The 12,525-nt window shown below is 65.4% G+C and carries 12 protein-coding genes; 3 read left to right on the forward strand and 9 right to left on the reverse strand.

Features of this window, described 5'->3' with window-relative positions; genetic code table 11:
• Positions 1-83 precede the first annotated feature (83 nt).
• The 6 genes from Q1W26_RS09515 to Q1W26_RS09540 form a co-directional block, all read right to left on the reverse strand.
• A complete protein-coding gene (locus Q1W26_RS09515) occupies positions 84-1,595 on the reverse strand; it encodes a methyl-accepting chemotaxis protein (protein ID WP_300438997.1) in 1,512 nt (503 codons plus the stop codon).
• A 305-nt stretch (positions 1,596-1,900) separates the two neighbouring features.
• Entirely contained in the window at positions 1,901-3,043 is a 1,143-nt protein-coding gene (locus Q1W26_RS09520; RefSeq protein ID WP_300439000.1) for a M14-type cytosolic carboxypeptidase, read from the reverse strand.
• A 6-nt stretch (positions 3,044-3,049) separates the two neighbouring features.
• Positions 3,050-4,318, reverse strand: a complete 1,269-nt coding sequence (locus Q1W26_RS09525) for a DUF445 domain-containing protein (RefSeq protein WP_300439003.1) — start codon at positions 4,316-4,318, stop codon at positions 3,050-3,052.
• Positions 4,319-4,332: 14 nt separating this feature from the next.
• Positions 4,333-5,118 (reverse strand): peroxide stress protein YaaA, encoded by a 786-nt coding sequence (gene yaaA, locus Q1W26_RS09530; protein WP_300439007.1) that lies wholly within the window; start codon positions 5,116-5,118, stop codon positions 4,333-4,335.
• Positions 5,119-5,149: 31 nt separating this feature from the next.
• On the reverse strand, positions 5,150-6,013 hold the full coding sequence (locus tag Q1W26_RS09535) for a cation diffusion facilitator family transporter (protein WP_300439127.1): 864 nt from the start codon (positions 6,011-6,013) through the stop codon (positions 5,150-5,152).
• Positions 6,014-6,025: 12 nt separating this feature from the next.
• Positions 6,026-8,236 carry a bifunctional (p)ppGpp synthetase/guanosine-3',5'-bis(diphosphate) 3'-pyrophosphohydrolase gene (locus Q1W26_RS09540; protein ID WP_300439010.1) on the reverse strand — a complete coding sequence of 737 codons (2,211 nt, stop codon included), beginning with the start codon at positions 8,234-8,236 and terminating at the stop codon, positions 6,026-6,028.
• Between the two features lie 102 nt (positions 8,237-8,338).
• Here Q1W26_RS09540 and Q1W26_RS09545 point away from each other — a divergent pair, with 102 nt between their 5' ends.
• The 3 genes from Q1W26_RS09545 (at position 8,339) to Q1W26_RS09555 (ending at position 10,726) form a co-directional block, all read left to right on the forward strand.
• Positions 8,339-9,235, forward strand: coding sequence for a zinc-dependent peptidase (locus tag Q1W26_RS09545; RefSeq protein WP_300439013.1), 897 nt, complete (start codon positions 8,339-8,341; stop codon positions 9,233-9,235).
• A 48-nt stretch (positions 9,236-9,283) separates the two neighbouring features.
• Positions 9,284-9,724: a host attachment protein gene (locus tag Q1W26_RS09550; RefSeq protein WP_300439016.1), complete on the forward strand. Its 441-nt coding sequence runs from the start codon at positions 9,284-9,286 to the stop codon at positions 9,722-9,724.
• A gap of 183 nt (positions 9,725-9,907) precedes the next feature.
• Positions 9,908-10,726, forward strand: coding sequence for a PEP-CTERM sorting domain-containing protein (locus Q1W26_RS09555; RefSeq protein WP_300439021.1), 819 nt, complete (start codon positions 9,908-9,910; stop codon positions 10,724-10,726).
• Positions 10,727-10,774: 48 nt separating this feature from the next.
• On the opposite strand, the gene thpR is transcribed toward Q1W26_RS09555, so the two are convergent.
• The 3 genes from thpR to ispD are packed head-to-tail and all read right to left on the reverse strand — an operon-like array spanning position 10,775 to position 12,493.
• Positions 10,775-11,305 (reverse strand): RNA 2',3'-cyclic phosphodiesterase, encoded by a 531-nt coding sequence (gene thpR / locus Q1W26_RS09560; protein ID WP_300439025.1) that lies wholly within the window; start codon positions 11,303-11,305, stop codon positions 10,775-10,777.
• Positions 11,298-11,789: a 2-C-methyl-D-erythritol 2,4-cyclodiphosphate synthase gene (gene ispF, locus Q1W26_RS09565; RefSeq protein WP_300439030.1), complete on the reverse strand. Its 492-nt coding sequence runs from the start codon at positions 11,787-11,789 to the stop codon at positions 11,298-11,300. The genes thpR and ispF overlap by 8 nt, the downstream gene beginning before the upstream one ends.
• Positions 11,786-12,493, reverse strand: a complete 708-nt coding sequence (gene ispD / locus Q1W26_RS09570) for a 2-C-methyl-D-erythritol 4-phosphate cytidylyltransferase (RefSeq protein ID WP_300439036.1) — start codon at positions 12,491-12,493, stop codon at positions 11,786-11,788. The genes ispF and ispD overlap by 4 nt, the downstream gene beginning before the upstream one ends.
• Positions 12,494-12,525 lie beyond the last annotated feature (32 nt).

The raw sequence follows: 12,525 nt of genomic DNA on the forward strand, positions 1-12,525 counted from the left end.
TACAGCCTTAACGCAGGGCTTCGCCCGGTGGATGACACGAATTTCAAAAATTTCGGGATTTTTTTCGAATCGCCGAAAAACGCTCAAAGATGGAAGCGGGCGAGCGCGCTGCGCAGGCTGTCGGCGTTGCCTGTCAGGGTTTGCGCCTCCAGGGCGATTTCCTCCGTTGCCGCAGCCGAACGGTCCGACATCTGGGAAATGCGCTCCACGTGGCGGGCAATTTCATGAGCGGCAGTCGTCTGCTCGGACAGTGCATCCGAGATGCTGCTGACAATGTCGCCAACGCCGCAGACCCGGCCGGTGATCAGATCGATAGAATCGCCCGCCTCCCCGGCATGCCCCACGCCCGTATTGACGAGTGTCACGGCACTTTCGATACACCCCAGCACCGACTCCTTGGCACTGCGCATGTCCTGCATCATGTGGCCGATCTCGTTGGTTGCCGTGGTGGTGCGTTCGGCGAGCTTGCGCACCTCGTCGGCGACCACCGCAAAACCACGCCCCAGCTCACCGGCCCGCGCAGCCTCGATGGCGGCATTGAGAGCCAGCAGGTTGGTCTGGTCTGCAATGCCCTTGATGATCGTGACCACTTCGGCGGCCCTTTCCGACTCGCGCCCCAGGGCTTCGACCCGTTCGACGGCGCTGCCGATCACGCCGGCAATGCCCGACATTTCGCCCACGGCGGCCTTGACGACCTTGCTGCCCTGCCCTGCCGCCTCGCTCGAATCCGACGACAGGCGCCGCGCCTCGGTGGCATCGCCTGAAATCTGGTTGATGGAAACAGTCATTTCCTCGACCGCCGCCGCCATCGCCGCAGTGGAATTGTTCTGCTCACCCACGCTGTCCGCAATCGAGCGCGATGTGGCGGTAAGCCGCACGGACAGCGCCTGCAGACTGTCGGCCGTATTGCGGGCCTCTTCAAGGGTGCCGCGCAGTTCAGTCTGCATGCGCGCCACGGCGCCGAGCAGGGGCCGGGATGCAATCTGCTTCGGATCGAAGGGGAAATCCAGGTAGCCGGCTGCCACACGGGCCGAGAAGCTGGAGACGACCACACCGTCTTCCACCATGCCCTTCAGCATGGCCGCGATGTAGCACAGCACGCCGGTTTCGACGACCACGTAGGCCGCGTGAACCAGCACCCGGACGACGCTCCCCTCCATCTGGGGAAACACATAGACCCCGGCGCCGGTGGCCTGCAGCCAGGCAAAGCCGAGGTGATGCACGGCGATCAATCCGGCCGCCGCAACCAGCGGACGCCAGTCGCAGTAAAGCACGATGAAGGCCAGCAGCGCGAAAATGCCGAAGTGGGCTTCAATGGTGCCGTGGGTCTGGTGAATCAGCAGCGCCGCGAAAACCATCGTGGCACAGGCCACGGCAATGCGCGCCACCAGCCCGCCCGGATCGCTGCGACTGAGCAGCAGCGGCACGGCAAAAGCCGGAATGCCCACCGACAGGGCCGGGCCCCAGCTATCGGTCATTGCGGCGACAACCAGGCACAGCAACAGATGGGCGCCGAGGGTGCCTACGAGGAGTGTGTCGGCCCGCGCGCGAAAGGCGGTAAGGCCGTCGATGGACTTGTCTGCGGTCTCGGTCATCGCTGCGAACCCTCGGACCACAGCGGCTGGCTGGGGGCGGTGCTGCACAGCTCACCCTTTTGCACCGCCTCGACCTGCAGCGACCATAACTGCCCGGCCGCTATTGCAAGCCAGCTTCCAAGCAGCAGCCAAGGCCATGCACGTTGCACTCGATGCGGCCCTGCCGGCGGCAAGGCCTTTCCTGAATCAGCCATGAGCGACTCCTTGTTTTGAACGTATGTCCAATATCGGAAGTCGCGAACCTATCTTGAGCGGAATCAATTTTGCGCCGCGTTGCGGCAGCCGATTCCGCGGCAGCCCTCTCTTCAGTCGGCGAGGTGCGCCAGGATGGGGTTGAGCATGGCGGCGCCAAGGCGCTTGCTGCGCTCGCCGTTCCAGCCGGTGAGGCCGTCGGGCAGATTGGCGTTGTCCTTGAAGGGCATTTCCAGCGTGATCGAAACGCAGCCGAAGCGGTGCGCCACCCATTTGGAGGCGAGGGTCAGGAGTTCATCCTTGAAGCGGCCGGAGAGATAACCATGCTCGGTCTGGAAATCCGGGCTGGCGGCCTGGAAGACTTCGACGAAACGGGCCTGGCGGGCGCGCTGCGCATCCGAAAAACCGGGCACTTCCTCGGCCGTGGAAAAGAACACGTAGGGCAGTGCTTCGTCGCCGTGGATGTCGAGAAAGAGATCAACCCCGCTCGCCTCCATGGCCTGCCTCACCAGCAGCACTTCGGGGCTGCGGGCCAGCGTGGGCTCGCGCCATTCGCGGTTGAGGTTGGCGCCTGCGGCGTTGGTACGCAGATTGCCGCGGATGGCGCCGTCCGGATTCATGTTGGGCACGAGGTAGAGCACGGCTTTTTCGCGGATGCGGCGGGCCACGGGATCGGCGCCGTCGAGCAGGCGTTCCAGCAGCCCCTCGACGAACCATTCGGCCATGCTCTCGCCCGGATGCTGGCGGGCGATGATCCAGATCGGCAGCTTGCCGGGCATTGGGCGGCCGATGGTGACGAGATCAAGATCACGCCCATCCACGGTGGCACCGAGATTGCTGACGCTGGCGTAGGGCGACATTTCCACACGGCCGAGCAGATCGAGGTGGCGCTCGTGGGAGTACGGCTCGAAGTAAGCGTAATAAATGCTGTTGCGCTCAGGCGTGTGCTCGACGATCAGCTGGCCGTTTTCAAAGCGGGTTTCGCCGATGCGGAACCAGTTGCGGCGATCATACGAAGCCACACAGCGGTAGCCCGGCCATCCGTCCGGATAGGCGGCTTCGGCGGCGTTCTCGAAGACCAGCCGCACGGCCTGCCCCGCCGCGCCGTGAAGGCGGAAGTGGAACCACTGGCGAAAGGCCGCGTCGCCACCCACGCCCTGGTCGGCCCGAAGGCGCAGGCGGATGTCGTCGGGCTTGTCGATGGAGAGCACCTCGATGGCGCCGGAGTCGAAGTTGCTGCTGATGCGGAGGGTCATGGCAAATCAGGTGATGAGGTGAGTCACGGCGTAGAGCGCCACGCCGATAAGGCCGCCTACGACGGTGCCGTTCAAGCGGATGAATTGCAGGTCGCGGCCAACGCTGTGCTCGATCTCGCGCACGAGGTCTTCGTCGTTCCAGGCGCGCATGGTGCTGGCGATGTGGCGCGAGAGTCCGTCGCGCAGTTCGGGGGCAAGGCTTTCGACGGTGTGCTCAATGTGCTCATTGACCGAATCGCGCAGGGCCGGGTTGCCGGCCATGCTGGCGCCAATGGCCGCGGCGGCCGACGCGATCTTGCTGCGCACGCGGGAATCCGGCCGGCCGATGTCGCGGGCAAGCCAGCCGCGCAGCTCGTCCCACAATTCCTGCAGATAAGCCGCAACGCCGGGGTGGGCGAGAAAATCGCGCTTGACCTGCTCGATGCGCAGCCGGAAGGCCTCGTCGTGCTTGAGGCGTTCGATGTAGCCGGCAACCAGTTCGTTGAAGGCGGCGCGGCGCGGGTGTTTCGGGTCGCGGGCCACCTCGTCGAGAAGGCCATTGACGCCGGCCACGATGCCCACCGAAACCTTCTCGCCCAGCTCGGCCGGATTGATGCCGACGAGGCCCAGCATGGAAACGACCTTGGGGTACTCCTTGCTCGCCACGTCCACGATCATGCCGGCAAAGCCTTCCTTCACGGCGGGGTCGTCAAGCCACGCGGCGAGCTTGCGCAGGCCTTCGTCCAGCAGCGCCTGGTGACGGCCATCCTCGGTGAGCACGTCCATGATGCGGCCAACGCCAGCGGCCAGATCGAGCGTGCCGGCACGCCGCCTGAGGGCGTGAAGGACGAGCCGCCGAACCCGCTTGTCATCCATGAAATCGAGGGATTCGGCCAGCAGCACGGCGATCCGGTCGGCCAGCAGGCGGGCGTTTTTCTCGTCCTGCAGCCAGGCCGCGATGCGGTCGGCAGGCTGCGCCGCGCGCAGGCGGGCAACGAGGGACTGGGTGTCGAGAAAGCGGTCACGGATGAAGATCGCCAGGTTGTCGGCCAGCCGTGCCTTGTTGCGCGGCAGGATCGCCGTGTGCGGAATCGGCAGGCCGAGGGGGCGCCGGAACAGCGCGACCACCGCAAACCAGTCGGCCAGGGCGCCGATCATCGCCGCCTCGGCAAAAGCCGCCACCCAGGGCCAGCCTTCACGCCGGGCAATGACGAAGAGAACGGTCACGGCCACGAACAAGACCGTGGCGATGAGTTTCATGCGGGCCAGTGCGGCCATTTTTTCAGGTGTTGCCATCTTTCCAGCCCCCTTTAATCCTGCCGGCGCCGGAAAACCCAGCGCGCATCGTCGGAGGCTTCCGGCGCGAAGGCGTAGCCGTCCGCGTCGAAACCCTTGAGTTGCTCGATGTCTTCAATGCCGCGGGTGATGGCGTAGCGGGCCATCAGGCCGCGGGCGCGCTTGGCGTAGAAGCTGATGATCTTGTAGCGGCCCGCCTTCCAGTCCTCGAAACCGACATTGAGCAGCCGGCCCTTGAGTCTGGCCGCCTTGACCGACTTGAAATATTCCTCGGAAGCGAGATTCACCAGCACGGCCTCGCGGCCGGCATCCTGCTCGGCCAGCAGCAGGCGGTTGAGGGCATCGGTCTGGGTCATGCCCCAGAAAGCGTAGAGATCCTTGCCCCGGCTGTTTTTGAAGCGGGTACCCATCTCCAGACGATAGGCCTGCATCAGGTCCAGCGGGCGCAGCAGGCCGTACAGACCCGACAGGATGCGCAGGCGGGCCTGGGCAAAATCGAGCTGGGCTTCGGTGAGGGTCCTGGCGTCGAGCCCGTCGTAAACATCGCCATTGAAGGCCAGCACCGCCGGCCGGGCGTTAGCGGGCGAAAAGGGCCGCGACCATTCGGTGTAGCGGGCCACGTTGAGGGCGGCGAGCGGGTCGGAAAGATCCATCAGCCCGGCCACTTCGGCGTGCGACAGATCGCGCAGGCCGGCGATGAGTTCGGCTGCGTCGTCGAGGTATTCGGGCTGGGTGAAACGGGTAGTGGCGAGCGGCGTCTCGTAATCGAGGGCCTTGGCGGGTGACAGCACGAAAATCATGAGGCAAGCGAAATGTGATGAAGGGGAAAAATCAGGGCAGCGGTTCGAGATGGGTCGTGACTTCGATACCGGGCAAGGCAGTGGCAAGGGCGGACTCGATCTCGTCGAGCAGCGCGTGACTGGCGCTTACGCTCCAGTCGCCGGGCACCAGCACGACCACCTGCAAAAAGGATGATGCACCCGCGCGACGGGTACGCAGACCCGTAAAGGCAACGCCCCGGGCATGGAAGGATTCGAGCACCGCGCGCGCGCGAATCTGCTGCTGGCCGTCAAGGCTGCGGTCCATCAGGCCATCCACCGATTCGCGCAGCAGGTGCCAGGCTTCGCGGGTGATGTTGAGGCCGACGGCGATGGCGATGATCGGGTCGAGGGGCAGCCAGCCGGTCAGCGCAACCAGCGCCACGCCGGCGATGACGCCGAACGATGTCCAGACGTCGGTCATCAGGTGGCGGGAATCGGCGGTGAGGGCGATGGAGTTGAAGCGCTCGCCGGCCTGACCAAGCACCCGCGCGACAACGAAGTTGATGGCGGTGGCCGCTGCCGACCACGCTAGGCCCCAGCCGGGCGATTCGATCGGCTGCGGTGCGGCAAGCCGTTCGGCCGCCGCCCAGATGATGGCGAATGCGGCGCCAAGGATGAGGATGCCCTCGAAGCCGCTGGAAAAATACTCGGCCTTGCCATGCCCGAAGGGGTGGCCGCGATCGGCCGGCTCGCGGGTGACGAGGATCATCCACAGGGCAAAGGACGCGCCCGCCAGGTTGACGAAGGATTCCAGCGCGTCCGAGAGCAGCCCGACCGACCCGGTGATCCACCAGGCCAGGGTCTTGAGGGCAATCGTCGCCAAGGCCGCAGCGATGGACAGCCAGGCAAAGTGATGCCGCTCGAGGCGGGACATGTCGATCAAGGCTCAGCCCCGCTCCACGTCGGTTACGCCCTTTACCTCATGCACGAGGGCGACCGCCCGCTGGATCTGCTGCACGCCCTGCACTTCGAGGGTGAAGCGCATCCGCGCGGCGCCCTTGCGGCTCAGGGTATTGACCGCGATCACGTTGAGTTTTTCGCGGGACAGCACTTCGGAGATGTCACGCAGCAGGCCCTGGCGGTCCATCGCGTGCACCAGCAGGTCGACCGCGAAGACGGCATCCTTCGGCGCACCGGCCCCGCCACCCCACTCGGCGCTGACGAGGCGCTCCGGGTGGCGTTTGACGAGGGCCTGAAAATCCCGGCATTCGACACGGTGGATCGACACCCCGCGGCCGCGGGTGACGTAGCCCTGGATGGCATCGGGCGGCGCCGGCTTGCAGCAGCGGCCGAGGGAGGTCATCAGCTTGCCGACACCGACGATCAGGATGGTGTCGCCCGCGTCCCCGGTGTGGCTGCGGCCGATGAGCACTTCGGGTGCAGCCGGCGCAGCGGCCTCGGATTCGGCGCCACGCAGGGCGATCTGGATCGAGCGCGGCCCGACTTCGCCACGGCCGGCCGCAATGAACAGCGCTTCGGCGTTCTTGAAGCCCAGGCGCACCGCCAGCTCGTCGATGTTGGCCTGGCCGTGTCCTTCGCGCTGGATTTCCTTGACCAGCACACCGCGCCCGCGCGCCAGCATTTCCTCTTCCTCGAGGGCGCTGAAATACTGCTTGATCTTCTGCCGCGCCCGCGGCGTGCCAAGGTAGCCCTGCTGCGGGTTGAGCCAGTCACGGGAGGGGCCGCCTTCCTTGGTGGACATGAGTTCCACCGTCTGGCCGTTTTCAAGGGGCGTGTTGAGCGTGACCAGCTGGCCATTGACCTTGGCGCCACGGCAGCGGTGGCCCAGATCGGTGTGCACCCGGTAGGCGAAATCGATGGGCGTGGCGCCCCGGGGCATGTCGATGACGCGGCCCTGGGGCGTCAGCACGTAGATCGTGTCGTCCAGCGAGGCGCGCTTGAACTGCTCCAGCCACTGGGCCGAGTCGGTCACCTCGTCGCGCCACGACAGCAGGCTGCGCAAAAGGGCGATCTTCTCGTCGTAGTCGCTGGCCACCCCGCCGCCGCTGCCTTCCTTGTAGCGCCAGTGGGCAGCCACGCCGAGTTCGGCATGGTTGTGCATGCCGTGGGTACGGATCTGAACTTCGAGAGCGCGCCCGTCCGCGGCATACACGGCGGTGTGCAGCGACTGGTAGTTGTTGCCCTTGGGCATCGAGATGTAGTCGTCGAACTCGTTGGGAATCGGCGTCCAGATCTGGTGCACGATCCCCAGCACGGCGTAGCAATCCTTCACTTCATCGACAAGCACGCGCAGCGCCCGCACGTCGAAGATCTGCGAGAAATCCAGGCGCTTGGCGCGCATCTTGTTGTAGATGCTGTAGATGTGCTTGGGCCGGCCATACACGTCGGCTTTGACGCCGATCGCCGCCACCTCGCTTTTGAGGCGCTCGACCGCATCGACGATGAACTGCTCGCGCTCGACCCGCCGCTCGTCGAGCATGCGGGCGATGCGTTTGTAGGTGTCCGGCTCGAGAAAGCGGAAGGACAGATCCTCGACTTCCCACTTGAGCTGCCAGATGCCAAGCCGGTTGGCCAGCGGCGCATAGATGTCGAGGCTTTCGCGGGCAACGGCGTCGCGGGTCTTGCCGGGGTGATCGGTGAAGTAACGCAGCGTTTGCGTACGCGAGGCCACGCGCAGCAACACCACGCGGATATCCTCGACCATCGCCAGCAACATCTTGCGCAGCACCTCGCTCTGGGCGCGGATCTCGGGGGCCGTGGCGGTGGTGGTGGTGCGGGTGATGACGCGCAGGCCGTTGAGGCGGCGCAGCCCGTCGACCAGCTGCGCAACCCCCTCGCCATAGCGGGATGCGACTTCTTCGATCGGGTGAGGCAGCGCGTCGCCCACCGCGAAGCACAGCGCCGCCAGGCGCGTGTCGGCATCAAGGCGCAGCGAGGCCGCGATCAGCGCGGTGCCCAGCGCGTGCTGCAACACCGCCTCGCCGGTACCGAGAGTGCGATCGGCGTAAAGCGTCTGCACCCATTCATGGGCCAGGGCCACCCTCCGGGCGTCTTCGGGAATGAGGCCTGCGCACAACAGCTCGAGTGCCGAGGAAGGGGACGCGGACGGGGAAATCGAATGAGTGACGGCTACCATGCAAACATTATCCTATAGGCTGCCAGCGCAGCGCCTGAACTTCGAGTCTGTAAATCAATTTGCCGAACGACAATTTTCTACAGATGTTTCATCGTTCCGGCGGTGACGGGCAACACGCCCGGCGCCGGAATATTCCGCCCCTTCGACACCGACCCACGCTTCATGTTCTCCGCCTTTCGAAAATGGCGTCGCAAACGCGCCGCCAGCCGCATGCAGGTTGCCCCCGAAACCTGGACACAGGTCGAACAGACCCTGCCCTTCCTCGCCTTCCTGCCGGCGGACGATCTTCCCCGGCTGCGCCAGATGGCGCTGGAATTTCTTGCAGACAAGAGGGTGCACGGCGCTGACGGCCTCGTCACCAGCGACGCCATGCTGCTCTCCATCGCCCTGCAGGCCTGCCTGCCGGTGCTCAACATCGGGCTCGACGCCTACGCCGACTGGGTCGGCATCATCGTGTACCCGGGCGATTTCGTGATTCCGCGCAGCGTGGCCGACGAGGACGGCGTCGTCCATGAATACGAGGACGAGGTGCTCGGCGAAGCCTGGGAAGGCGGCCCCGTGCTGCTCTCGTGGTTCGAGGGCGATGACGTCGCGGCCGGCGCAGCGGAAGGCATCAACGTCGTCATCCACGAATTTGCCCACAAACTGGACATGGGCAACGGCGAAGTGGACGGCTACCCGCGACTACCGGCCGAAATGAGCGCTGCCGCCTGGGCCAGCGCCTTTCGACCCGCCTACGAAGATTTTTGCGGACGCGTCGACCGTGGCGACGAAACCCGGCTCGACCCCTACGGCGCCGAGCATCCGGCCGAATTTTTTGCCGTCATGAGCGAGGCCTTCTTCGAAACGCCCGGCCTCCTCAAAGGGGAATACCCCGCTGTTTACGAACAACTTTCCCTCTACTACCGGCAAGACCCTGCCCCTCGCGAGGCAGCCCTGCCGGCCTCCGGAGTCACATCCCTGAAACATTCTTTTGCTAGTGGCCGAAACGCTGTCTAAAGTAACTAAGCCACACCGGCATTCCTTACTGAAAGTGGAGAGAGATTCATGGCTATAACCTGGATTCTGGTCGCCAACGCAAGCCTCGCCCGTCTGTACGCCAACTTCGGCCCCAAACAGGGTCTCCAGTTGGTGAAGGAACTTGTTCATCCCGAAAGCCGAATGAAAAATTCAGAGCTTTCCTCCGACCGCGCCGGACAGATCCAGTCCAACGGCAGCGGCCACGGCGCGCGGGAGCAGCAAACTCCGCCCAAGCTCAACGCCGCAAAGAATTTCGCCCAGATGCTCGCCAAGGAACTCTACCTGGGTCGAAGCCGCAACGCCTTCGGCCGCGCCATTCTCGTCGCCCCGCCTGCGTTCATGGGCATGCTCAACGCCACGCTCGACCGCCCCACCGCCCAGATGGTGACCGACCGCCTGGAGAAGGACTACACCAAATCGTCCGAACCCGATCTCTGCGGCCGTCTCGAGACCTGCATCATCGTTTGACCTTCCCCCGCGTAGCCCTGGCGTCATGGGCCAGGGCTACGCTGCGCTTTCAGGCGGCTGTGACCCGTGTCGCATCCGCCTGTTCTTTGCCTCCAACCCACCGGCATTTCGTGCGGAAGTGCCTCAGGCCGCGCCCCGCGCCGCCCTATTCTCGCCATCACTCGAACCAGATTGGTGTGCGTCATGAACAAAAACATTCTTGCCGGCCTTGCCCTTGCCTGTGCCGCGGCAGCGCCCATAACGGCCCACTCGGCCTCGATCAACGTTGATGGCAACTTCGCCGACTGGGGCATCAGGAACAACGGCACCGCGGCCGGCTGGACGCCGAACGCCGGCGTTCTCTTCACCGTCGAAGACCAGAGCGGCGCCTACCTCGACCCCGGCTGGGGCGGCCAGGCTTATGACGCCGAAGCCCTCTACCTGAGCTGGCAGACCAAGGCCGACGGCCAGACCTACCTGAACGTCGGCCTCATCACCGGCCACAACCCCGATACCGCCACCGTTGGCAACAGCTACGGGCGCGGCGACTTCGCAATCGATTTCGGACGCGACGGAAGCTGGGATTTCGGAATCCTGACCGCCAACCGCACCACCACCCTGCGCCAGGGCGACGTGGTGGCCACGACCAATGCAAACTGGAGCACCGGCCTGTGGAGCACACCCGGCGTTTACGACCCGGCCAACTCCAAGGACGTCACCAAGGTCACCAGCGGCACCGACGTGGGCAACGCCACCCTCGCCATCTCCTCGGGCTTCACGAACATGGGCACCCTCGGCGGCACGCACTGGTTCTACGAAATGGAAATCCCGGTCAGCGTCTTCGGCACCCACTGGCAAGGGGCCAGCCCGTCCGAAACCTTCGACATCCAATGGACGATGTTGTGCGCCAACGACATCGTCATCCTCGACCCGCCGGCCGCAGCAATTCCGGAACCGGCGAGCCTGGCCCTTGTGCTCAGCAGCCTCGGCCTGCTTGGCCTGGCCCGGCGCCGCAAACAATAAGAAAAAAGCCGTAAAGCTGTCGATTCGGGCCGGCGCAAGCCGGCCCTTTTACGTCAGCGGCCAGCCCGCCAGGCGCCGGTAGCCCACCCCGTCGCTCGAGGGGCAGGACACCACCAGCACCCACTCGTCCACCGGCCAGTCGATGGGCTCGAAGTCCGGTAGCGCCTCAACCGCATGGGCCTTGCGCAGCAGCGTGACGTGGGGAAAAAACGCGTTTTCAGCCGCAACGGGCAAGCCGGCATCGGCCAAGGCGCGACGCATGTCGCCCACCAGCGCATCAAGTTGCTCCGGCCAGGCCCGGCCCCCCGCCCAGACAATCCGGTTGTGCGCCCAGTAGCCCGACGTGTCGATGCGCAACCGGAAACGCCCGACCTGCAGCGCGGCCATTGCCTCGCCAATCAGCGGCAGGCGGGATTCGGCCACCTCACCCAGAAAAGCCAGCGTGATGTGCAGGGTGTCGCGGCGCATGCAGCGGCCGCCGCAGCGTTCTTCGGCTTCAAGCGAAATCTGATGCAGGCGCGCGGCCACCTCGGGGCCCGGCCACAGGGCCAGAAAGACCCGCTGGCTGGCTTCAGCCATCCACGCGGCACAGCAGCGCCACGGCCTGCGCCGCGATGCCCTCGCCGCGGCCGGTGAAACCGAGCTTCTCGGTCGTCTTGCCCTTCACGTTGACGGCCGCCGCATCAACGCCGAGATCGGCCGCAATGTTGGCGATCATGGCCGGCACAAAGGGCAAGATCTTCGGCGCGCGGGCGATCACGGTGGCATCCACGTTGACTGTTTGCCAGCCGCTCGCCCGCGCAGCCGCAGCCGCCTCGCGCAGCAGCACGCGTGAATCGGCGCCCTCGAAGCGGGGATCGGTGTCGGGGAAATGCCGGCCGATGTCGCCCAGGCCCGCCGCACCAAGGATTGCGTCGGTGATGGTGTGCAGCAGCACATCCGCGTCGGAATGGCCGAGCAGCCCACGGGAAAAGGGAATCGTCACGCCGCCGATGATCAGCGGACGGCCGGGAACCAGGGCATGGACATCAAAGCCCTGCCCGATGCGAAACGGAACACTCATTCGTCGCCCTCGCGATGCTGGAGAATCCACTCGGCCAGGTGCAGATCGAGCGGGTAGGTTACTTTCAGGTTGGTCGGATCGCCACGCACCAGCCGCGGACGCAGGCCCATCGCCTCGATGGCGCTGGCCTCGTCGTTCACGTTGCGGGCGCTCTCGAGTGCGCGCTTCAACATCACGTAGCGGAACATCTGCGGCGTCTGCGCCTGCCACAGGCCCTCGCGGGGCACCGTGTCGGCAATGCGGTGGGTGCTGTCCTCGCGCTTGAGGGTGTCGGCCACCGGCACAGCGAGAATGCCGCCCACCTCGTCACTGGACAGCTCACGCACCAGGGTTTCGATGTGCCAGGGCGCGAGGCACGGACGCGCCGCGTCGTGCACCAGCACCCAGTCGGATTCGGAGGCCTCGTCGGCAATGGCCCGGAGCCCGTTGAGCACGCTGTCGGCCCGCGAGGCGCCGCCGCAAAAAAGCGGCACCAGGCGCTCGCCGAAGGGGCTCCAGTCGTGGCGGTCCCATTCCTGGTCACCCACCGAAAGCACCACATAAACCCGGTCGATCACCGGCGAGGCGCACAGCGCGGCCAGGGTGTGACGGATCAGGGGCTGGCCGAGAAGCGGAAGATACTGCTTGGGCTGTTCGCTGCGCATCCGGCTGCCGCTACCAGCGGCCGGCACGATGGCGTAACAACGTCGGGTCGAAATTCGCATCGCGCAATTCTACTATCAAGGAAACGCCCGGC

Origin of the sequence: Zoogloea sp. (assembly GCF_030157465.1) — a bacterium.
Lineage (GTDB): Bacteria > Pseudomonadota > Gammaproteobacteria > Burkholderiales > Rhodocyclaceae > Zoogloea.